The sequence below is a fragment of the Pseudomonas sp. LBUM1641 genome (assembly GCF_059716235.1).
The window spans coordinates 5,137,906-5,161,218 of the sequence record NZ_CP166815.1; the positions used below are offsets into that span (position 1 = coordinate 5,137,906).

General features: G+C 57.9%; 17 protein-coding genes. 4 read left to right on the forward strand and 13 right to left on the reverse strand.

Annotated features, from left to right (window positions below):
- Positions 1–229 precede the first annotated feature (229 nt).
- Positions 230–3,388, forward strand: coding sequence for a dermonecrotic toxin domain-containing protein (locus ACA046_RS23480; protein ID WP_497675091.1), 3,159 nt, complete (start codon positions 230–232; stop codon positions 3,386–3,388).
- Positions 3,389–3,474: 86 nt separating this feature from the next.
- Here the strand turns inward: ACA046_RS23480 and brnQ are convergent, their stop codons facing one another.
- From brnQ to sdhC, 10 genes are all read right to left on the reverse strand, one after another.
- Entirely contained in the window at positions 3,475–4,788 is a 1,314-nt protein-coding gene (gene brnQ / locus ACA046_RS23485; RefSeq protein ID WP_167663599.1) for a branched-chain amino acid transport system II carrier protein, read from the reverse strand.
- Between the two features lie 328 nt (positions 4,789–5,116).
- Entirely contained in the window at positions 5,117–5,998 is an 882-nt protein-coding gene (sucD, locus tag ACA046_RS23490; protein ID WP_076015228.1) for a succinate--CoA ligase subunit alpha, read from the reverse strand.
- Positions 5,998–7,164 carry an ADP-forming succinate--CoA ligase subunit beta gene (gene sucC, locus ACA046_RS23495; RefSeq protein WP_003210567.1) on the reverse strand — a complete coding sequence of 389 codons (1,167 nt, stop codon included), beginning with the start codon at positions 7,162–7,164 and terminating at the stop codon, positions 5,998–6,000. Before sucC ends, sucD begins: the two co-directional genes overlap by 1 nt.
- A 214-nt stretch (positions 7,165–7,378) precedes the next feature.
- Complete coding sequence (gene lpdA, locus ACA046_RS23500; RefSeq protein ID WP_497675092.1) at positions 7,379–8,815, reverse strand: dihydrolipoyl dehydrogenase; 1,437 nt, start codon at positions 8,813–8,815, stop codon at positions 7,379–7,381.
- 95 nt (positions 8,816–8,910) lie between these two features.
- Entirely contained in the window at positions 8,911–10,143 is a 1,233-nt protein-coding gene (gene odhB, locus ACA046_RS23505) for a 2-oxoglutarate dehydrogenase complex dihydrolipoyllysine-residue succinyltransferase (protein ID WP_497675093.1), read from the reverse strand.
- A 44-nt stretch (positions 10,144–10,187) separates the two neighbouring features.
- Positions 10,188–13,019 (reverse strand): 2-oxoglutarate dehydrogenase E1 component, encoded by a 2,832-nt coding sequence (locus tag ACA046_RS23510; protein WP_459022825.1) that lies wholly within the window; start codon positions 13,017–13,019, stop codon positions 10,188–10,190.
- Between the two features lie 262 nt (positions 13,020–13,281).
- Entirely contained in the window at positions 13,282–13,986 is a 705-nt protein-coding gene (locus ACA046_RS23515; RefSeq protein ID WP_076015224.1) for a succinate dehydrogenase iron-sulfur subunit, read from the reverse strand.
- 11 nt (positions 13,987–13,997) lie between these two features.
- Positions 13,998–15,773, reverse strand: a complete 1,776-nt coding sequence (gene sdhA, locus ACA046_RS23520; protein ID WP_076015223.1) for a succinate dehydrogenase flavoprotein subunit — start codon at positions 15,771–15,773, stop codon at positions 13,998–14,000.
- A 3-nt stretch (positions 15,774–15,776) separates the two neighbouring features.
- A complete protein-coding gene (sdhD, locus tag ACA046_RS23525) occupies positions 15,777–16,145 on the reverse strand; it encodes a succinate dehydrogenase, hydrophobic membrane anchor protein (protein WP_003210573.1) in 369 nt (122 codons plus the stop codon).
- A complete protein-coding gene (sdhC, locus tag ACA046_RS23530; RefSeq protein WP_008433998.1) occupies positions 16,139–16,513 on the reverse strand; it encodes a succinate dehydrogenase, cytochrome b556 subunit in 375 nt (124 codons plus the stop codon). The genes sdhD and sdhC overlap by 7 nt, the downstream gene beginning before the upstream one ends.
- Positions 16,514–16,876: 363 nt before the next feature.
- On the opposite strand from sdhC, the gene gltA reads away from it, so the two are divergent.
- On the forward strand, positions 16,877–18,166 hold the full coding sequence (gene gltA, locus ACA046_RS23535; protein WP_003210575.1) for a citrate synthase: 1,290 nt from the start codon (positions 16,877–16,879) through the stop codon (positions 18,164–18,166).
- Between the two features lie 163 nt (positions 18,167–18,329).
- Here the strand turns inward: gltA and ACA046_RS23540 are convergent, their stop codons facing one another.
- Complete coding sequence (locus tag ACA046_RS23540; protein ID WP_076015222.1) at positions 18,330–19,988, reverse strand: cation acetate symporter; 1,659 nt, start codon at positions 19,986–19,988, stop codon at positions 18,330–18,332.
- Positions 19,985–20,296 (reverse strand): DUF485 domain-containing protein, encoded by a 312-nt coding sequence (locus ACA046_RS23545; protein WP_076015221.1) that lies wholly within the window; start codon positions 20,294–20,296, stop codon positions 19,985–19,987. The genes ACA046_RS23540 and ACA046_RS23545 overlap by 4 nt, the downstream gene beginning before the upstream one ends.
- Between ACA046_RS23545 and ACA046_RS23550 the strand changes: the two genes are divergently transcribed.
- On the forward strand, positions 20,283–20,543 hold the full coding sequence (locus ACA046_RS23550) for a hypothetical protein (RefSeq protein ID WP_143503581.1): 261 nt from the start codon (positions 20,283–20,285) through the stop codon (positions 20,541–20,543). The genes ACA046_RS23545 and ACA046_RS23550 overlap by 14 nt on opposite strands.
- On the opposite strand, the gene ACA046_RS23555 is transcribed toward ACA046_RS23550, so the two are convergent.
- Positions 20,536–21,387, reverse strand: coding sequence for a glycine betaine ABC transporter substrate-binding protein (locus tag ACA046_RS23555; RefSeq protein ID WP_076015220.1), 852 nt, complete (start codon positions 21,385–21,387; stop codon positions 20,536–20,538). The two genes, ACA046_RS23550 and ACA046_RS23555, sit on opposite strands and share 8 nt — an antisense overlap.
- A 330-nt stretch (positions 21,388–21,717) precedes the next feature.
- Between ACA046_RS23555 and ACA046_RS23560 the strand changes: the two genes are divergently transcribed.
- Complete coding sequence (locus ACA046_RS23560; protein WP_459022832.1) at positions 21,718–23,271, forward strand: glycoside hydrolase family 17 protein; 1,554 nt, start codon at positions 21,718–21,720, stop codon at positions 23,269–23,271.
- Positions 23,272–23,313 lie beyond the last annotated feature (42 nt).

A 23,313-nucleotide genomic window follows, 5' to 3' on the forward strand; every position in this document is an offset into this window, starting at 1 on the left:
CAGCCCCACACTTTGAATCACTCAATTGACGCCCCGAGGGTACGGAGCTCCGCCATCGCTGGAATAGAAGGGAATGCCATGCTACTTCAGAGATAGAACCACCATGCTCGCCCCCTCCCAGCTCTCCAGTCCGGCATCCACCCCACCCGTTGCCCCGCCGCCCATCAGCAAACCGACGGCGCCCGCTCAGCCGTCATCGCGACCCGTTACGCAGCCTCATCCAGCGGGCTTGAATCACAATGATTTCGTCGCGCCCACTGTGCGCGGCATAACGCCTGTCGTCGCGGATAGCAACCGCCCTGCCACAACCACCGTCCAATCCCAATTGATTGACCAGCACACGAAACTGAACAAACAGATCACAGAACTGCTTAGCCACCAGACGACATTCCATCGGTTTGTTCAGGTCCAGTTGAAAAAAGCCTTTCCCGAGTTCGAATCAATTGAACCGAATTCAATTCACGTCAAAACCTACCGGCAACAGCCCGAAGGAGATCGCCAAACGCTGTCCCAGGCACTGTTTGACAAGATCATGGAAGTGAACCTGAACGCGCTCACAGGTTCGCCTGACAAAGAAACCGAGGCCGCTTTTTATATCGATGCACCAGGCGGAGGTGCTCAGCGCAAGCTCGAGCCCCGATGTTCATTGCTCACGATCGCCCGGAACATTGCGACCCGGCTGCCCATCGCACTCAGCAGCTATTGGAAAAAACCACCCTCAGGCCATGCCCTCCAAGCGCCGCGACAAGAGCAGTTGCTGGCCTTGCACCGGCAGATGCTCTCTACAGAGGCTGCACTACGCGTTGAAGATGGAACACTTAGCCATCCCGCCAAACAACTGGTCGACACTGCGTTTCAGTTTCCCACCCTTGCAGCACGCGAAGGTGCATTTGCATCAGGCAGTCGGCCGGGGGTGTACCCCATCAGGATTGATGACAACACTACCAATGGTGCGCTTTTAGCCGGTTGCTTCCTTATCACCAGTAAAGACGGGTCGTCGGCTGACGCGCCGTACACAGCAACGGACATCCGGACTATCGCGCTCGACGCACCTAACGGGCCGGTTGTGCTTTACACCCCCTGCGACGGTTTCGAAGAGTTCGCGACCCCGGCTGATGCCCGTGAAGCTTTGTTACACCGGATCAATGACGATGACGAGAAAGCCAGCGTGCTGCTGAAAAGTTTGCCGCTGTCGGTGCAGCACAGTCGCAATCCACAATGGGGGAATGACTTGATGTTGGGGTTCGCTCCCGTATCGGGCGACGTGGTGGCCCAGGCATTGCCGCTGTTGATGAAACGCCAGGCAGACGAGGTCAAGGAAACGCTGCAGTACGCCTTCACCGCCGCGCCTGACAAAGCAGGCACCGGGAATTTGCTCGATCCCGCAATCGTCACGGATATCAATGACGCCGCCGACCTGTCGCTGCACTTTGATGGCAGCAATGCCATGCTCGCACGCAACGAAAAATTAATGGAAAAGCTCCAGCCGCCATGGCTCAAAGAACTGACCCCAGGGCAGGAAGCACACTACCGGGACCTGGAGCAGGCAGAGCAGTCGAGTTTTGCCCGCCTGAAACCGCTGCTGGAGAAGCTTCCCTCCCTGGGACATTTTGCAAAAGAATTGCTGGTTCAGGCACTGAAAGACAAATTACAAAAGCGATACCCGAAGGAGGACATCGACCCCGACAAGCTCATGGTCTGGGTAACGAGAGAAAAAACAGTCCACCTTGGGCTGGCTGCGCTTCCTCGTGTCGCTTTGCCTCCTACCACCGAAATGATAACGCTGACCGATCTGGCCCTCAGGAACACCTCGGCCTGGGACGCTGGCTCTCCACTACTGTCGACCCAGACAACCTGGAAAGCGCACGTGGTCGGTGCAGACGGAAAACGCATAACGCTGGACACGCAGTGGCTTGAGGAACTGATCAAACCCACCGATGTGGGTGGCAAATACCTGACCTTGCTCGGTGAAAAGCTGGACCCGAGTGCCACATCGGGAGAGGCCGTCGCATTGCGCAGTGCCTGGAAGCAAAACCAACGGGCGAGCCTGGCCAAGGACGCTTTATTGACCTCCCTGGACCCGGAAGCCTATCTGAACAGGCAAAAAATCGCAGAACAGTGGATCAACGCAACGATAGAGCATACAGATCCCACAAAATGGCCCGTTGTGAATGGATCCTCAATCATCTCCCATAGTGTCATCAGGGATGGAAAGCCGATTCAAGGCATGCTGGTCATCAAGCCGACCGACCATCCATCGTTGGTGCTATACAGCCCGGATGCTCCCGACGGACGTGTCTTCAGGGAAATAGTCAGCCAAGGCCAGCTTCACGCTTTGCTGGCCAAGCCCGAGTGGCAAACCTATATGGACCGCCGGGTCTCGCCGGCTGACAAGTACTCGACTCACGACAAACTATTCATACACCCGGTCAGCATGATTCTGAAGCAGCTGGCAGTCGACCATGAAGCCGGTATTGCACTCAAACCGATCAAAGGCTCCCTCGGCGACCATCTCTACGCGCAAAACGTGGCCCTGGTCGCAGCCAAAGCCGGTGCCCAGTTCACCACGAGCACTGAAGTAGCGGCCCAAAGCGCTACCAACCAGTTGGTATTTGCCGGTGAAGTGGCAACGTTAATACTGGACCTGATCCCTGTCACCAAAGGAGTTTCCGCCGTCAACAGGCTCTCCAAAGCCGCCTTAAAAGCCCTGCGCGTTCCCGGCCGAAGCTTGCCTAAACTACTTACCCAGCCGGGCCGATGGGGCGCTGTCTATTCGGACTTTGCCATGGCGGCGTCAGGTTTCCCGCTGCTTCGAAAAACACCGTTGCGCCCGGTGTTCAGGGCGCCAACTGCTTTGCAGAGAGACGTCAAACTGCCTGAAAACTTACTGTCTCCAAGCAGCTCTTCCAATGCCGGCAGTTGGCAATCAACGTCGTCGTCTCAAAAAACACTTCCAGTGTTGGCCAATACCAAAGCTCGTGACCTGAATGCCGAGAAACATCTGGCCGGCGGGGCATTGAACACCAGAGCTCCCCGAGCGGAACTGGTGTCGATCACAAAGCCGGAGGACCTGAACGTTGTATCCAAGCCCAATACCGTCAGCAAGTTCGTCTTCACGCAAGACAACCAACTGATCGTCGGCAATATCGACAAAGGTGTGCCGCCAAAATGGTTATCCCACCCTGCCATTGCGGAAATCGGCGCTGGCACTGGTCAATCAGAACAGGTGATCAGCGCAGGCTACATAAGGAAAGACCGCATGGGAAAAACCCACCTTTCCAATGTATCTGGACACTATCTACCTAAACAAAGCGATTTGAAGCCTGCCCAGGAATATTTGAAAAACATGGGAGTGGGTTCGACAAAGAGCAAACTCCCGATCCCCTGAAACAGGCAGCTTGTCCTGACACCGCGCATAAAAAAGCCCCGGAGCATTTGTTCCGGGGCTTTTCGATTACGGCAGGACCAGAGGCGTTAAGCGATCGCTTCGCTACGCTTGCCCAGAAGACGGTCAACCACTACCGCAACGACCAGGGTCATCACCGAAGGCACCAGCCACGCCAGGCCCTGCTCGCTCAGCGGCAGGTGAGCCAGTTGCGATGGCATCCAGTCTGCCAGGCCAGCGCCCTTCAGCGCATCAATGCAGCCGAAGATGAACGACACCAGCATCACCGGGCCGACGATCCGGCCCTGCTCCTGCCAGAAGTCCTTACAGAAGCTCAGGGCCACCAGCACGATGCACGGCGGGTAGATCGCGGTCAGTACCGGGATCGAGAAGGCGATCAGCTTGGTCAGGCCCAGATTGGACACAAACAGCGAGAACACCGCTAGGATCACTACGAGGGTCTTGTAGGACAGCGGCAACACACGGCTGAAGTACTCGGCGCAGGCGCAGGTCAGGCCTACAGCGGTCACCAGGCACGCCAGGGAAATCAGCACGGCGAGGAAGCCGCTGCCCAGGGAGCCGAAGGTGTGCTGGACGTAAGCGTGCAGCACGGCGGCGCCATTGGCGGCACCGGCGGCCACTTCATGGCTGCCGGAACCGAGGCGGAACAGGCTGATGTACACCAGCGCCAGGCCCACGCCGGCAATCAGCCCGGCAATGATCGCGTAGCGGGTAATCAGCTTCGGCGACTCGACGCCACGGGAGCGAATCGCGTTGACGATCACGATGCCGAACACCAGGGCGCCCAGGGTATCCATGGTCAGGTAACCATTGATAAAGCCTTGGGAGAATGGCGCAGCGACGTATTCAGGGGTGGCAACCCCCACATCACCGGCCGGCAAGGCGAAGGCAGCAATGCCCAATACGGCCAGGGCGATGATCTTCAACGGTGCCAGGAATCGACCGACGGTATCCAGCAAACGGCCTGGGTACAGCGAGATGAAGAACACCAACAGGAAGTACACCGAGCTGTAGAGGAACAGCGCCAGCGGGCTTTCACCAGTCAGCGGCGCCAGGCCCACTTCAAACGACACGGTCGCGGTTCGCGGGGTGGCGAACAACGGGCCGACGGCCAGGTAGGCAGCCGCTGCCAGCAAGCCACCGGCGATCTTGCCGATCGGGCTGCTCAGCGCGTCCATGCCGCCACCGACCTTGGCCAGAGCGACAACGGTGATCACCGGCAAACCGACGGCGGTGATCAGGAAGCCCAGCGCCGCCATCCAGACATGTGGCCCGGACTGCAAACCGACGATAGGCGGGAAGATGATGTTGCCGGCGCCCACGAACAGGGCAAAGGTCATAAAGCCCAACGCCAGGATGTCCTGGCTTTTCAACACTTTCATTTGAGGAAATACCACACTACTGAATCGGAATTTAGAGAGGGCTTCCCTATGGATGAGGGAAATACTGCCGGTCCTGATGGGGACCGACCGGTCTAGCGCGAGGCTTCCTTTTGGGATGCGTACGCATAAAGAGGCGGCTAGCCTAACGAATTTGCGGGTCAAACGCACTGTTGCGGGGCGAACTGTCCGATAAGCGACATTTTTATGTCGCGTTTTTATATTTAAATTTTGAAATGCTCCCACATGTTGATCTCTACCAACCTGCAGAATGCACAAAGGCCACCCGAAGGTGGCCTTTGTGTGGTGAAGCGTCAGTTAAGCGCGAGGCTTACTTGACAGCCCAACCAGTCAGCTCGGCCAAAGCCTTGCCGATGTCTGCCAGCGAACGCACGGTTTTAACGCCTGCGTCTTCCAGGGCAGCAAACTTCTCGTCTGCAGTGCCCTTGCCGCCAGAGATGATTGCGCCAGCATGGCCCATGCGCTTGCCAGCAGGGGCAGTCACACCAGCGATGTAGGAAACAACCGGCTTGGTCACGTGTGCCTTGATGTAGGCAGCCGCTTCTTCTTCAGCCGAACCGCCGATCTCACCGATCATCACGATCGCTTCGGTCTTCGGGTCTTCCTGGAACAGTTTCAGGATGTCGATGAAGTTCGAACCCGGGATCGGGTCACCGCCGATGCCGACGCAAGTCGACTGACCGAAACCGGCGTCAGTAGTCTGCTTGACAGCTTCGTAAGTCAGGGTGCCGGAACGGGAAACGATACCGACTTTACCTGGCAAGTGAATGTGACCTGGCATGATGCCGATCTTGCATTCGCCTGGAGTGATCACGCCTGGGCAGTTAGGGCCGATCAGGACTACGCCCAGCTCGTCGCACTTAACTTTAGCGTCCAGCATGTCCAGGGTAGGAATGCCTTCGGTGATGCAAACGATCAGCTTGATGCCGCCGAATGCTGCTTCCAGGATAGAGTCCTTGCAGAAAGGAGCTGGAACGTAGATCACGCTGGCGGTGGCGCCAGTGGTAGCTACAGCTTCTTTCACGGTGTTGAACACTGGCAGACCCAGGTGCTCGGTGCCGCCTTTACCAGGAGTAACGCCACCGACCATCTTGGTGCCGTATTCGATGGCTTGCTGGGTGTGGAAACTACCTTGCGAACCGGTAATACCCTGGCAGATAACCTTGGTGTCTTTATTGATCAGGACGCTCATTATTTGCCCTCCGCAGCTTTGACAACTTGTTGAGCAGCGTCGGTCAGGCTGGTAGCAGCGATGATGTTCAAACCGCTTTCTGCCAGTACTTTAGCGCCCAGTTCAGCGTTGTTACCTTCAAGGCGAACAACAACCGGGATTTTAACGCCAACTTCTTTCACTGCACCGATGATGCCTTCGGCAATCATGTCGCAACGAACGATGCCGCCGAAGATGTTGACCAGTACTGCAGCGACGTTGGAGTCGGACAGGATGATCTTGAACGCTTCGGTAACGCGTTCTTTGGTGGCACCACCGCCTACGTCGAGGAAGTTGGCTGGTTTGCCGCCATGCAGGTTGACGATGTCCATGGTACCCATGGCCAGGCCAGCACCGTTGACCATGCAACCGATGTTACCTTCCAGGGCTACGTAGTTCAGTTCGAACTTGGCAGCGTGCGCTTCGCGCGGATCGTCTTGCGACGGATCGTGGAAAGTCTTCAGCTTAGGCTGACGGTACATGGCATTGGCGTCGATGTTGATCTTGGCGTCGAGGCAATGCAGATCGCCGTCAGCCTTGATCACCAGCGGGTTCACTTCCAGCAGGGCCAGATCGTGATCCTGGAACAGTTTGGCCAGACCTACGAAGATCTTGGCGAACTGGGCAACTTGCTTGCCTTCCAGACCCAACTGGAATGCCAGCTCGCGACCCTGGAATGGCTGAGCGCCAACCAATGGATCGATAGTGGCTTTCAGAATTTTTTCTGGGGTTTCTTCGGCGATCTTCTCAATGTCCACGCCACCTTCGGTGGAGGCCATGAACACGATGCGACGGCTCGAACGGTCAACGACAGCGCCCAGGTACAGCTCTTTAGCGATATCAGTGCACGATTCAACCAGGATCTTGGTGACTGGCTGGCCATTGGCATCAGTCTGGTAAGTCACCAGACGCTTGCCCAGCCACTGCTGAGCGAAGGCTTTGGCGTCTTCTTTGCTGCGAACCAGCTTAACGCCGCCCGCTTTACCGCGACCACCAGCGTGAACCTGGGCTTTGACAACCCACTCGGTGCCGCCGATTTTGTCGCAAGCTTCTGCTGCTGCTTCCGGGGTGTCTACTGCGTAACCCTTGGATACTGGCAGGCCGTACTCAGCGAACAGCTGCTTACCCTGATACTCGTGAAGATTCATGCTTATTACCGTCTTCGTTAGGTACTGCGCATTCGGCGCTGCGCTCTTTATTGAGTGCCGCGCCACCTGTGACTGCTGCTTGCACAGTCAAACCACCAAAGGCCTGAACCCTGGGTGGTGAAACTGCGCAAGACTGCGTCCAGCGGATATTCCGCGGTGAGTCTTGCGCACAAGGCTCACGACGGGCAACCGCCGTGGTTTCTTATTATCTCGCTTAGCGCTTCTTCTTGTTGGCGATGTGGATGGCGCCGCCATTCACTGCCAACGCGGCTTCGTGCAGCGCTTCAGACAGGGTCGGATGGGAGAAAACCATCATGCCGATGTCTTCGGCGCTGGTGCCGAATTCCATACCGATTGCGCCTTGCTGAACCAGTTCTGCAGCGCTCGGGCCAATCACGTGGACGCCCAATACGCGGTCAGTCTTGGCATCAGCGATGACTTTGACAAAACCACCGGTGTCGTTGGCTGCCATGGCACGGCCAGAAGCGGCAAACGGGAAGGTGCCGACGTTAACTTCAACGCCTTCAGCTTTCAACTGCTGTTCGTTCTTGCCGACCCATGCAATTTCCGGGTGGGTATAGATAACAGATGGGATCAGGTCGTAGTTCATCTGGGTCTTGTGACCCTTGATGCGCTCGACAACCATGATGCCTTCTTCGGAAGCCTTGTGCGCCAGCATCATGCCGCGAACCACGTCGCCAATGGCGTAGACGCCCGGCACGGTGGTAGCGCAGTGATCGTCAACGTGGATGAAGCCACGCTCGTCGATGTTCACGCCGCTGTCGGAAGCCAGCAGATCAGTGGTCACCGGACGGCGACCAACGGCTACGATCAGCTTGTCGAAAGTGATGGTTTTTTCGCCATCCTTGTCGGTGTAGGTCACGACGACTTCTTCGCCGTTAACCTTGGAGCCGGTAACGCGAGCGCCCAGCTTGATGTCCAGACCTTGTTTGGTCAGGGTTTTCAACGCTTCTTTGGACACTGCGGTGTCGGCAGCCAGCAGGAACGTGTCCAGGGCTTCAAGGACGGTCACTTCGGAACCCAGACGGGACCAGACCGAACTCAGCTCCAGGCCGATCACGCCAGCGCCGATCACGCCCAGACGTTTTGGAACCGATTGGAATTCCAGGGCGCCGGTCGAATCGACGATCACGTTCTGGTCAACTGGAGCCGGTGGAATGTCGATTGGACGCGAACCTGGAGCCAGGATCACGTTCTCGGCTTCGATGACTTCTACCGAACCGTCAGGCTTGGTGATTTCAACTTTCTTGCCGGCCAGCAGTTTGCCGTGGCCTTGCAGGGAAGTAACGCCGTTGGCCTTGAACAGGGTAGCAACGCCGGAAGTCAGGCCTTTAACGATGTTGGCCTTGCGGCCGACCATTGCTGGCACGTCCATGGTAACGCCAGCGTGGTTGATGCCGTGGATGGCAAAACCGTCTTGCGCTTCGTGGAATTTCCAGGAGCTGTCCAGCAGCGCCTTGGAAGGAATGCAACCAACGTTCAGGCAAGTACCGCCCAGAGCCAGTTTGCCTTCCTTGTCGGTGTATTTTTCGATGCAAGCAGTCGAGAGGCCCAGTTGTGCGGCCTTGATGGCGGCAACGTAGCCGCCAGGGCCTGCGCCAATCACTACAACGTCAAATTTCTGCGACATGAAAAAAAATCCTCTTTAGCTAAAAGCTTCAAGCCGTGAGCCGCACTCCGGCCTGCCTTGCGGCAGACCGGGTGGTGCGGCGCACCGCCGCTTTATCAGATATCCAGCAGCAGACGAGCCGGGTCTTCCAGCAGGTTCTTGATGGTCACCAGGAAAGTCACGGCTTCTTTACCATCGATCAGGCGGTGATCGTACGACAGCGCCAGGTACATCATCGGGCGGATAACCACTTGGCCGTTGATCGCCATAGGACGCTGCAGAATGTTGTGCATGCCCAGGATCGCAGCTTGTGGCGGGTTGACGATCGGAGTCGACATCATCGAACCGAAAGTACCACCGTTAGTGATAGTGAAGGTACCACCGGTCATCTCGTCGATGGTCAGTTTGCCGTCACGGGCTTTCTTGCCGAAGTTGGCAATGCCGCCTTCGATTTCAGCCAGGCTCATCAGTTCGGCGTTACGCAGAACCGGTACCACCAGGCCACGGTCGCTGGACACGGCAACGCCGACGTCAGCATAACCGTGGTAAACGATGTCGCTGCCGTCGATGGAAGCGTTGACTGCCGGGAAGCGTTTCAGCGCTTCGGTGGCCGCTTTCACGAAGAACGACATGAAGCCCAGGCGCACGCCGTTGTGGGACTTCTCGAACAGGTCTTTGTACTTCGAACGCAGGGCCATGACTTCGGTCATGTCGACTTCGTTGAACGTGGTCAGCATCGCCATGTTCGACTGTGCTTCAACCAGGCGCTTGGCCACGGTGGCACGCACGCGGGTCATCGGTACGCGCTTCTCGGTGCGGTCGCCAGCGGCGAACACAGGAGCAGCGGCAGCCGGGGCAGCAGCCTTGGCAGGCGCGGCAGCTGGAGCGTTTTTCTTGGCTTCAACAGCGGCAACCACGTCTTCCTTGGTCACACGGCCGTCTTTACCGGTGCCTTTGATGGAAGCCAGGTTGATGCCGTTTTCATCAGCCAACTGACGTGCAGCCGGTGCAGCGATTGGATCTTCGCCACCCGCAGCCGGTGCAGCAGTTGGAGCTGCGGCAGCAGCGGCCGGTGCAGGAGCGGCGGCAGCAGGAGCAGCGGCAGCAGCGCTGCCCTCTTCGATCGAGCCCAGAACCTGGTTCGACAGAACGGTAGCGCCTTCTTCGGCAACGATTGCGCCCAGCACGCCGTCAGCTTCAGCCAACACTTCGAGCACGACCTTGTCGGTTTCGATGTCGACGATCAGGTCGTCACGCTTGACGGCCTCGCCTGGTTTCTTGTGCCAGGTGGCAACGGTGCCATCGGCAACCGATTCCGGGAATGACGGGGCTTTGATTTCGATAGCCATTATCTGTGGGTCCTTAAAATTCGGTTTCAGTCAGCGCGAAGGCGTTAAACAGTGAAAGCATCTTTCAGCAGTTTTTCCTGCTGTTCGGCGTGCATCGACGCATAACCACACGCAGGTGCAGCAGAAGCATCACGACCGGCGTACTCCAGGCCCAGGGCCTGTTTGTGGTTGCCGATGCTGCGACGCAGATGATGCTGACTGCTGTACCAAGCGCCCTGGTTCATCGGTTCTTCCTGACACCACACCGCATTGGTGAGGTTGGTGTAAGGCGCGATGGCCTCCATCAGGTCGTCTTCCGGGAACGGGTAAAGCTGCTCGATCCGCACGATGGCGATGTCTTCGCGGCCCTCGCTACGGCGTTTTTCCAGCAAGTCGTAGTAAACCTTGCCGCTGCACAGGATCAGGCGAGTGACCTTGGCCGCGTCCAGGGTGTCGATTTCTGAAATAACGGTCTGGAACGAACCATCCGCCAGATCTTCCAGGGTCGAGATGGCCAATTTATGACGCAACAGCGATTTCGGGGTCAGCACTACCAGCGGCTTGCGCAGCGGGCGGATCACCTGGCGACGCAGCAAGTGGTAGATCTGGGCCGGGGTAGTCGGCACGCACACCTGAATGTTGTGCTCGGCGCACAATTGCAGGTAACGCTCCAGACGGGCCGAGGAGTGCTCCGGACCCTGACCTTCATAACCGTGTGGCAGCAGCATGGTCAGACCGCACAGACGGCCCCACTTGTGCTCGCCGCTGGTGATGAACTGGTCGATAACCACCTGGGCACCGTTGGCGAAGTCGCCGAACTGGGCTTCCCAGATCACCAGCGCCTGAGGCGTGGTGGTCGAGTAACCGTATTCGAACGCCAGTACGGCTTCTTCGGACAGGAACGAATCGTACAGGTCGAAACGTGGCTGGCCTTCGTACAGGTTCTGCAACGGGATGTAGGTACCCGCGTCTTTCTGGTTGTGCAACACAGCGTGACGGTGCGAGAACGTACCGCGGCCGATGTCCTGGCCGGTCATGCGAATCGGGTGACCTTCGAACGCCAGGGTCGCGTACGCCATGGTTTCAGCGTAACCCCAGTTGATCGGCAGGCCGCCGGCTTGCATTTTCTGACGGTCTTCGTAGATCTTCGCAACCTGGCGCTGTACGACGAAACCGTCTGGAATTTCCAGCAGCTTGGCCGACAGTTCCTGCAGGGTTTTCAGATCGAACGAGGTGTCGTGACGCGCAGTCCAGGCGTGGCCCAGGTACGGACGCCAGTCAACGAACAGCTCTTTGTTCGGCTCTTTAACCAGGCTTTTTACTACATGCAGACCGTTATCCAGCGCGTTGCGGTATTCATCGATCTTCGCCTGAACACGTGCATCGTCCACCACGCCGGCCTTGATAAGGCTATCGGCATACAGTTCACGGGTGGTGCGCTGCTTGGTGATTTGCTGGTACATCAACGGTTGGGTGCCGCTAGGCTCATCCGCTTCGTTGTGACCGCGACGACGGTAGCAGACCAGGTCGATGACCACGTCACGCTTGAACTGCATGCGGTAATCGATGGCCAACTGGGTCACGAACAACACGGCTTCCGGATCATCACCATTCACATGGAGGATCGGCGCCTGGATCATCTTGGCAACGTCGGTCGCGTACTCGGTAGAGCGTGCGTCCAGCGGGTTGCTGATGGTGAAGCCCACCTGGTTGTTGATGACGATGTGAACCGTACCGCCCGTCTTGAAGCCGCGAGTCTGCGACATCTGGAAGGTTTCCAGGACCACGCCCTGACCGGCGAATGCCGCGTCGCCGTGGATGGAAATCGGCAGGACCTTCTCACCGGTGGAGTCATTACGACGGTCCTGGCGAGCACGTACCGACCCCTCGACCACTGGAGAAACGATTTCCAGGTGGGATGGGTTGAACGCCATGGCCAGGTGAACTTCACCGCCGGTGGTCATTACGTTGGACGAGAAGCCCTGGTGGTATTTAACGTCACCGGAACCCAGCTCGACCTTCTTCTTGCCTTCGAACTCGTCGAACAGCTCGCGCGGGTTCTTGCCGAAGGTGTTGACCAGCACGTTCAAACGGCCACGGTGGGCCATGCCGATCACGATTTCCTTGGTGCCGTAGGAACCGGAACGCTGGATCAGCTCATCGAGCATCGGGATCAGGCTTTCGCCGCCTTCCAGGCCGAAACGCTTGGTGCCCGGGTATTTGGTGCCCAGGTATTTTTCCAGGCCTTCCGCTGCAGTGACGCGCTCGAGCAAGTGGCTCTTGACGTCCGCAGACAGCACCGGGCGACCACGCACGCCTTCAAGACGGTGCTGGAACCAGTGGCGCTGCTCGGAATCAGTGATGTGCGTAAATTCGGCACCGATGGTGCGGCAATATGTCTGCTGCAACGCTTCGTGAATTTCGCGTAGGCTCGCTTCCTCTTTGCCGATGAACAGGTCGCCGGCACGGAAGGTCGTATCAAGATCGGCATTGGTCAAGCCGTAATGATTGATCGACAGGTCTGCAGGTGCAGGACGCTGCCACAGCCCCAGCGGGTCAAGCTGGGCTGCCTGGTGGCCACGCATACGGTAGGCCTGGATCAGTCGCAGTACTTCAACTTGCTTCTTCTCGTGCTCACTGCTCACGCTTGCGGCAGAAACCGGCTGGGCGCGGCGCTGGTTCTTTGCCAGCAGCACGAACTGATCGCGAATTGTTGCGTGCGATACATCGGTGGCAGCGTTGCCGTCTGAAGACAACGTCTGAAATTTGGTGCGCCATTCTTCTGGCACAGCGTTAGGGTCGTGCAGGTAGAGCTCATAAAGCTCTTCCACATAGGCAGCGTTACCACCTGAAAGATAGCCGCTGTTCCACATGCGCTGCATCACGCTTTCTTGCATGCTTGGTCACCCTCGATTTGGGGACACCACCGGCGAAAACACCGAGTTTGCTTGCAAAAGGCCAAGTGCAGCGACCAAAACAAGCCACTTAGGATCACGCTGATAGTTCGGGTACCAACCCGAATGCCCCTGCTTGTCTCATTTCTTCAAAATAAGAGCCGCGTCTTTGTAAGTCGCTGCTCAAGTTAAAACTACGGCGCCGGTTGAAGCCTGCGCCGTAGCATCTACGGGCACAACGGTCCTGCTTTTACTACAACGTCGGTTACACGCCGCTTTGCAGCAGCATGCTACGTACGTGACCAATGGCCTTAGTCGGGTTCAGGCCTTTAGGACATACGTTGACGCAGTTCATGATCCCGCGGCAGCGGAATACGCTGAACGGGTCATCCAGTGAAGCCAGACGCTCGGCAGTCTTGGTATCACGGCTGTCTGCCAGGAAGCGGTACGCTTGCAGCAGGGCAGCTGGGCCCAGGAACTTGTCGGGGTTCCACCAGAAGGACGGGCAGGAAGTCGAGCAGCAAGCGCACAGGATGCACTCGTACAGACCGTCCAGCTTCTCGCGCTCTTCCGGCGTCTGAAGGCGCTCGATGGCCGGAGCCGGAGTGTCGTTCAGCAGGAATGGCTTAACCTTTTCGTATTGCTTGTAGAAGATGCTCATATCGACGACCAGGTCACGGATAACCGGCAAACCTGGCAGTGGACGAACGATCAGCTTGTTGCCTTTGACCACGGCAGACAGCGGCGTGATGCACGCCAGGCCGTTTTTGCCGTTGATGTTCATGCCGTCGGAACCGCAGACACCTTCACGGCAAGAGCGACGATAGGAGAAACCTTCGTCCTGCTCTTTAACCAGGGCCAGTACGTCCAGCACCATCAGGTCTTTACCACCGGTATTGACCTGGAATTCCTGCATGAACGGCGCGGCGTCCTGATCAGGGTTGTAGCGATAAACACTGACTTTCAACATATCGGCCACCCTTAATAAGTCCGAATCATTGGTTCAAACGTAGGGACTGTTTTTGGCGAGAAGTTCACGGCACGCTTAGCTACGCGCTTGTCACCCGGGAAGTACAGGGTGTGGCACAGCCAGTTAACGTCGTCGCGCTCTTCGAAGTCTTCACGGGCGTGAGCGCCGCGGGACTCTTTGCGAACTTCTGCGGCGATGGCAGTTGCTTCAGCCACTTCCAGCAGGTTTTGCAGCTCAAGGGCTTCGATACGAGCGGTGTTGAACGCTTGGCTCTTATCGTTGATCTTGACGTTGGCGATGCGCTTACGCAGGTCAGCCAACTGGGCAATACCTTTCTGCATGTATTCGCCGGTACGGAACACACCGAAGTAGTTCTGCATGCAGCTTTGCAGCTCTTTGCGCAGGGAAGCAACGTCTTCGCCGTCAGTACGCGAGTTCAGGCCATCCAGACGTGCCAGGGCAGCGTCGATGTCGGACTGGCGTGGACGAGCGTAATCAACGCCTTCCTTCAGGGTCTGCTCCAGGAACAGGCCGGCGGCGCGACCGAATACCACCAAGTCGAGCAACGAGTTGCCGCCCAGACGGTTGGCACCGTGAACCGATACGCAAGCCACTTCACCTACCGCGAACAGACCAGGGATGATCTGGTCAACGCCGTCGGCGTCCTGGGTGATCGCCTGGCCATGAATGTTGGTGGCAACGCCGCCCATCATATAGTGGCAAGTTGGAACAACCGGGATCGGCGCAACAGCCGGGTCAACGTGGGCAAAAGTCTTGGACAGCTCCATGATGCCTGGCAGACGGCTATGCAGAACTTCTTCACCGAGGTGATCGAGTTTCAGCATTACGTGGTCGCCATCAGGACCACAGCCGTTACCGGCGATGATCTCTTTAACCATGGAACGGGCTACAACGTCACGACCGGCAAGGTCTTTGGCGTTCGGAGCATAACGCTCCATGAAACGCTCGCCGTTCTTGTTGATCAGGTAACCACCTTCACCACGGCAACCTTCTGTAACCAGTACACCGGCGCCGGCGATGCCTGTGGGGTGGAACTGCCACATTTCGATGTCTTGTACCGGAACGCCTGCACGCAGGGCCATGCCGATACCGTCACCGGTGTTGATCAGGGCGTTGGTAGTGGACGAGTAGATACGGCCTGCACCGCCGGTCGCCAATACGGTGGCGTTAGCCCGCACGTAAGAGGTTTCGCCGGTTTCGATGCAGATAACGATCATGCCTACAAAGGCACCGTCTTCGTTCTTCACCAGGTCGACGCCGTAGTATTCGTTGAGGAATACGGTGCCGGCCTTCAGGTTGGCCTGGTACAGGGTGTGCAACAGCGCGTGACCGGTACGGTCGGCTGCGGCGCAGGTACGAGCGGCCTGGCCACCCTTACCGAAGTCTTTGGACTGACCGCCGAACGGACGCTGGTAGATGCGACCCTGTTCGGTACGGGAGAACGGCAGACCCATGTGTTCCAGCTCGAAGACCGCTTCCGGGCCTACGGAGCACATGTATTCGATAGCGTCCTGGTCACCGATATAGTCGGAACCCTTGACGGTATCGTACATGTGCCAGCGCCAGTCATCGTTTGGATCGGCAGAGGCGATGGCGCAAGTGATGCCACCCTGGGCCGAAACGGTGTGGGAACGGGTCGGGAACACCTTGGTGATCACGGCAGTCTTGTGACCGCCCTGGGCCAGTTGCAGCGCAGCGCGCATGCCGGCACCGCCGCCGCCAATGATGATGGCGTCGAATGAAAGCGTATTAACTGTGTTAGCCATGAATCAGATACCCCAAAGAATCTGCACACCCCAGACGAAGTAAGCGAACATCGCAACGCCGCATACTGCCTGGAAGAGAAACCGTACTGCTGTCGCGGACTTGCCCAGCGCCATTGGCGTCAGGTAGTCGGTCGCGATGGTCCACATGCCAACCCAGGCGTGAGCGCCCAGGGCTACAAGGGCCAGCAGACTGAAGATGCGCATCCCGTTGTGAGCGAACAGGCCGTGCCATTGGGCGTAGCCAATGCCAGGGTTCGCCGCGAGGTACCCGATCAGGAAGATGAAATAAGCCGCGAGAACAACCGCAGACACACGTTGCGCCATCCAGTCATAGAGGCCCGAACGCGACAGGTTCGTAACGCTGGTTACCATATCCAAACTCCCGCCAGAACGATCAGCACCACGGAAATGGCGATGACGATTTTCGAGCCCAGCTTGCCGCCTTCCAGCGTCTCACCGATACCCATGTCCATGATCAAGTGGCGAATACCGGCCACAAGGTGATAAAGCAGAGCGGACAGGAGGCCCCAGGCGACGAATTTGGCCAGCGGACTGGTCAAGCATGCCTTCACCTCGGCGTACCCTTCTTCCGAACCCAGGGATTTGCTCAATGCATAAAGCATGATGCCCAGGCCAAGAAACAGGATGATGCCGGATACACGGTGCAGGAATGACGTTACGCCGGTGATGGGGAGTTTGATGGTCCTTAGGTCTAGGTTTACAGGTCGTTGGCTATTCACGGCTTTTTTTCACACTGAAGAGCCCCTAACAATCAGGGCAAAGTTGTTGGGGAGTGCACTGGTCAGGTAACCACCACCCAGGGAGTGCGACCCCCATCAAAACGGGCCCAAAAGCCCCTGGCGGTCGGAGGCCGAGTATAGACAGTTAGGCAACTAATGACAACGCGCACTCCTCACCCTAATAGCGCATTGCGCTGGCGGCATAAAAGGCGTAAACGGCAGGTAATTTCGAGGAAAAAGTACGGTTAAAGCCTTCTGGAGCAAGACTTTAGGCAAATTGACATCTGAATTTATCTCACTATAGTGGTGCGGGCCCTGCGTGGGGGGTCTGTCTGATGATTTGAAGCATAAATAGGAGGCCACATGGCTGACAAAAAAGCGCAGTTGATCATCGAGGGCGCAGCCCCCGTCGAGCTGCCCATTTTAACCGGCACCGTTGGTCCCGATGTTATCGACGTACGGGGCCTGACGGCCACGGGCCGTTTTACATTCGACCCAGGCTTCATGTCGACCGCCTCTTGCGAGTCGAAGATCACCTATATCGACGGTGATAACGGTATCTTGCTGCACCGCGGTTACCCGATCGAACAGCTTGCTGAACAGTCGGACTACCTGGAAACCTGCTATCTGCTGCTTAATGGCGAATTGCCAACAGCCGAGCAAAAGGCCCAGTTTGTCAGCACCGTGAAGAACCACACCATGGTTCACGAGCAGTTGAAGACCTTCTTCAACGGCTTCCGTCGCGACGCCCACCCTATGGCCGTCATGTGCGGCGTAGTCGGCGCCCTGTCGGCCTTCTATCACGACTCCCTGGACATCAATAACCCGCAGCATCGCGAAATCTCCGCGATCCGCCTGGTTGCCAAGATGCCTACCCTGGCCGCAATGGTTTACAAGTACTCCATGGGCCAACCCATGATGTACCCGCGCAACGACCTGACGTACGCGGAAAACTTCCTGCACATGATGTTCAACACCCCGTGCGAGATCAAACCGATCAGCCCGGTGCTGGCCGCCGCGATGGACAAGATCTTTATCCTCCACGCCGACCACGAACAGAACGCCTCGACGTCTACCGTACGCCTGGCGGGCTCTTCGGGTGCCAACCCGTTCGCCTGTATCGCCGCCGGCATCGCCGCACTGTGGGGCCCTGCCCACGGCGGTGCGAACGAAGCCGTATTGACCATGCTCGATGAGATCGGCGATGTCTCGAACATCGACAAGTTCATCGCCAAGGCCAAGGACAAGAACGATCCGTTCAAGTTGATGGGCTTCGGTCACCGGGTCTACAAGAACCGCGACCCGCGCGCCACTGTGATGAAGAAGACCTGCGACGAAGTGCTGAAGGAACTGGGGATCAAGAACGATCCGCAACTCGAACTGGCCATGCGCCTGGAAGAGATCGCCCTGACCGACCCGTACTTCATCGAGCGCTCGCTGTACCCGAACGTCGACTTCTACTCGGGGATCATCCTCAAGGCGATCGGCATTCCAACCAGCATGTTCACCGTGATCTTCGCCCTGGCGCGGACCGTGGGCTGGATCTCCCACTGGAAAGAAATGCTCTCCAGCCCGTACAAGATTGGCCGCCCGCGCCAGCTGTACACCGGCTACGAGTCGCGTGACATCACCAAGCTGGAAGACCGCAAATAAGCATTGTCTTGCGATAACCGCTTAGCTGCACCGAATACGGCCTCCTTATGGAGGCCGTATTTGTTTGTGCCCCATGCACCGCTCTCCCCCATAAAAAATGCCCCGGTCTCTCGACCGGGGCATTTTTGTCAGTGCAACTTATATAGCTATCTCGATACAACCCTTAGTGAGAAACCGCCCCACTCGCCCCAAGACCCGTCTGCGAACGCACAAACTGCGGGAAGTACAGCGCTCGTTCCTTCTCTGCCGCCGCCGATTTGTCGGTGATGGAGAAGAACCAGATACCGACGAACGCAATGATCATCGAGAACAGCGCCGGGTACTCGTAAGGGAAAATCGCCTTCTCATGGTGCAGGATCGAGACCCAGATGGTCGGGCCGAGGATCATCAGGCCAACGGCACTGACCAAGCCCAACCAGCCACCAATCATTGCACCGCGGGTGGTGAGATTTTTCCAGTACATGGAAAGCAGCAGCACAGGGAAGTTACAGCTCGCCGCAATGGAGAACGCCAGGCCCACCATGAACGCGATGTTCTGGCTCTCAAACAGGATACCCAAGCCAATCGCCAGCACTGCCAGGGCGATGGTGGTGATCTTCGATACGCGAATCTCATCCTTCTCGTTGGCCTTGCCTTTCTTGATCACGCTGGCGTACAGGTCATGGGACACCGCCGAAGCACCCGCCAGGGTCAAACCGGCAACCACTGCCAGGATGGTGGCAAACGCCACGGCCGAGATGAAGCCCAGGAAAATACTGCCGCCCACCGCGTTGGCCAGATGCACCGCCGCCATGTTGTTACCGCCGAGCAAGGCACCTGCAGCATCCTTGAACGCCGGGTTGGTGCTGACCAGCAGGATCGCGCCAAAGCCGATGATAAAGGTCAGGATGTAGAAGTAGCCGATGAAGCCAGTGGCATACAGCACGCTCTTGCGAGCTTCTTTTGCGTCACTCACGGTGAAGAAGCGCATCAGGATGTGCGGCAGGCCAGCGGTACCGAACATCAGTGCCAGGCCGAGGGAGAACGCCGAAATCGGGTCTTTCACCAGGCCGCCCGGGCTCATGATCGCTTCACCTTTAGGGTGAACCTTGATCGCCTCGGCAAACAGCATGTTGAAGTCGAAGTTGACGTGTTTCATCACCATCAGCGCCATGAACGAGGCACCGGACAGCAGCAGCACTGCCTTGATGATCTGTACCCAGGTGGTCGCCAGCATGCCGCCGAACAACACATAGAGGCACATCAGGATGCCCACCAGGATCACCGCAACATGGTAATCAAGGCCGAACAGCAGCTGGATCAGCTTGCCCGCGCCGACCATCTGCGCGATCAGGTAGAACGCCACCACCACCAGCGAACCACACGCCGACAGGCTGCGGATCTGGGTTTGCCCGAGGCGGTAGGACGCCACGTCGGCAAAGGTGTATTTGCCCAGGTTACGCAGGCGCTCGGCGATCAGGAACAGAATGATCGGCCAGCCCACCAAGAAGCCGATCGAGTAGATCAGGCCGTCGTAGCCGGAGGTGAACACCAGCGCGGAAATCCCCAGGAAAGACGCCGCCGACATGTAGTCACCGGCAATCGCCAAACCGTTCTGGAACCCGGTGATCTTGCCGCCGGCCGCATAGTAGTCAGCCGCCGACTTGTTGCGCTTGGACGCCCAGTAGGTGATGCACAAGGTCGCGCCAACAAAGGCCACGAACATCAGGATCGCTGCGATATTCAGCGGTTGTTTATGCACTTCGCCGGTCAATGCATCTGCCGCCCAAACGGCAGGTGCAAAGGCCGAGGCGCCGAGTACAGCCAATAGACGACGGATCATTGCGCAGCCTCCTTGAGAATCGCATTGTTCAGGTCGTCGAATTCGCCGTTGGCGCGTCGTACATAGATGCCAGTGAGGATGAAGGCCGACACAATCAGCCCGACCCCGATAGGGATCCCCCACGTGATGGACGAACCGGGGCTGATCTTGGCCCCCAGTATTTGTGGCCCATAGGCAATCAGAAGAATGAAAGCGGAGTACAGCCCAAGCATGATTGCCGAGAGAATCCAGGCGAATCTTTCCCTTTTACTAACCAGCTCCTTGAAACGCGGGCTGTTTTGAATCGAGAGGTAAATGCTGTCGTTCATTGTTTTTATCCTCGCAGCACAGCTTTTTATTATTGGAACATATCCACTGTATGCGGCTGAGGAACAGGTTCCAGACGACCTTAGTAGTAGAAGGAGTGTAGCGAGGGTTTACGGGTGTGCAGAAACAATTGCAGGAGCGAGCTTGCTCGCGAAAAACGTCAACGATAACGCGTTCATTCTGGATGATCGCGGTGCCCTTGCCTTCTTCGCGAGCAAGCTCGCTCCTACCGTTTTGGGTATTACTTAGCGGTCCACTCGGCGACACGTTCAGGGTGCTTGGCCACCCAATCCTTGGCCGCCGCTTCAGGCTTGGCGCCCTCTTGGATCGCCAGCATGACTTCACCGATTTCATCCTTGGAGGCCCACTGGAATTTCTTCAGGAACGCCACGACTTCCGGGGCTTTCTTTTCCAGGCCTTTGCTGCCGATGCTGTTGACGGTTTCAGCAGCACCATAAATTCCTTTTGGGTCGTCCAGGAAACGCAGTTTCCACTTGGCGAACATCCAGTGTGGCACCCAACCGGTGACCGCAATGGATTCCTGTTTGTCTTCGGCACGGGTCAGCTCGGCGATCATCGCCGCGCCCGAACTGGCTTGCAGCTTGTAGTCCAGGCCATAGGCCTTGATCGCTTCGTCGGTCTTGAGCATCACGCCTGAACCGGCGTCGATACCGACGATCTTGTTCTTGAAGGTGGTGTCGGTCTTGAGGTCTTCGATGGATTTGGCTTTCACGTACTCAGGCACGATCAGGCCGATCTTGGCGTCCTTGAAGTTGGGGCCGTAGTCGACCACCTTGTCCTTGTTCTTGGTCCAGTATTCACCGTGGGTCACAGGCAGCCAGGCGGAGAGCATGGCGTCGAGTTTGCCGGTGGCCACGCCTTGCCACATGATCCCAGTGGCGACCGCTTGCAGTTTCACGTCATAACCGAGCTTCTGCTTGATCACTTCTGCCGCCACGTGGGTGGTGGCGACACTGTCCGACCAGCCATCCACATAGCCGATGCTCAGGGTTTTGCTGTCGGCGCTGGCCAGTGTGGAGCTCATCGCAACTACCAGCGTGGCAGCTGCGCCCAAGAGTCGTCGCATTTTCATAGTGCTTCCCCGAAAGTGCTGCGCCCGACGGATGCCGAGCGACGTCAATCTGTTGTTATGTGGTGCACCGCGCCCCCTTCACGCGCATCGATCACGTGGGTGCCTCATCAGTGGAGGGCTGACACTTCGATAATCAACCTGCTGCCACAAGCGACCTGCTCTGACTACGACCTCAGGTGAGCAAGAAACGACATCACATCGCCAGCAGGACGATTTGTAGGATATTCACCGACGATCCCGCCCGAACTTTGCATGTCAAAATTATGCTGCCCCACTGGGAGGGCACAAATCCGGGTAAGATGCGCGCCTTTGCCCCCAGACGGCCTGATCATGCCCGCGACTGCACGTTTCCCGCTCCTGCCTTATTTATTTGCCCTGATCCTCGGTGTGTTGGCCCTCGGCGGCTATTGGTACGGCCTTGGCCAACCGGTGGTGCTGCCGGACGTGGCGAGCGCCAGCCACAAGCTGCAATGCGCGTCCTACACGCCCTTCGACAAAGACCAATCGCCGTTCGACCAGCCGTTCAAACTGCGCCCCGAGCGCATGGACGCCGACCTCGCTTTGCTGTCCACACGCTTTGAATGCATCCGCACCTACTCCCAGACCGGCCTTGAAGCCTTGCCCGAACTGGCGCGCAAACACGGCCTGAAGCTGATGAGCGGCGCGTGGGTCAGCAGTGATCCGGTGGCGACGGCGAAAGAAGTCGATGCGCTGATCGCTTCGGCCAACGCCAACCCCGACGTCATCACGTCGGTGATCGTGGGTAACGAAACCCTGCTGCGCAAGGAAGTTACCGCCGCGCAGTTGGTCAAGTTGATCCACCAGGTCAAAAGCCAGATCAAGCAGCCGGTCACCTATGCCGACGTGTGGGAATTCTGGTTGCAACACCCGGAAATCGCCCCGGCGGTGGATTTCCTGACCATTCACTTGCTGCCTTACTGGGAAGATGACCCGTCGGGCATCGACCAGGCGCTCAAGCATGTGGGCGATGTTCGCCAGACCTTCGGCAACAAGTTTGCGCCCAAGGACGTGATGATCGGCGAGACGGGCTGGCCGAGCGAAGGCCGCCAGCGGGAAACCGCAGTGCCGAGCCGGGTCAACGAAGCCAAGTTCATGCGTGGGTTCGTGGCCATGGCTGAAGCCAATGGCTGGCACTACAACTTGATCGAAGCGTTTGACCAGCCGTGGAAACGCGCCAGCGAAGGTGCTGTGGGTGGTTACTGGGGTCTGTTCGATGCGGATCGCCAGGACAAAGGCGTGCTGGCAGGGCCGGTGACCAATGTGCCGTACTGGCCGGTTTGGCTGGGGGTTGGCGGGATTATCCTGCTGGGTACGCTGCTGCTGGGCGGCCGCGTGCGCACCACCCGTGCTGCGTTGTTGTTGCCGTTGCTCGGGGCCGTGGCTGCCTGTTCGATCGGCACTTGGGCCGAATTGAACCGGGTCACAGCGCGCTTCGCCGATGAGTGGGTTTGGGCTGGATTGCTGGTGGCCTTGAACCTTGCGGTACTGGCTCACGCCGCCCTGGCGTTGAGTGCACGTGAAGGTTGGCGTGAACGCACCTTCAACTGGATCGAGCAACGCGCTGGCTGGCTGGTAGCAATCGCCGGGTTCGCCGGTGCGGTCATGATGCTGGCGCTGGTGTTTGACCCGCGTTATCGCAGCTTCCCGAGTGCCGCGCTGGTGCTGCCGGCGCTGGTGTACCTGGTGCGTCCGGTGAGCGGGCTGCGTCGGGAGATTGCATTGCTGGCGTTCATCATCGGTGCCGGCATTGCGCCGCAGCTGTACCGTGAAGGGGTGATGAACCAGCAGGCGTGGGGTTGGGCGGTGGTGAGCGGGTTGATGGTGGCAGCGTTGTGGCGGTGCCTGCGAGTGCGCAAAACCTGACACCCGTTACTTGTAGGAGCGAGCTTGCTCGCGAAGGTCGCC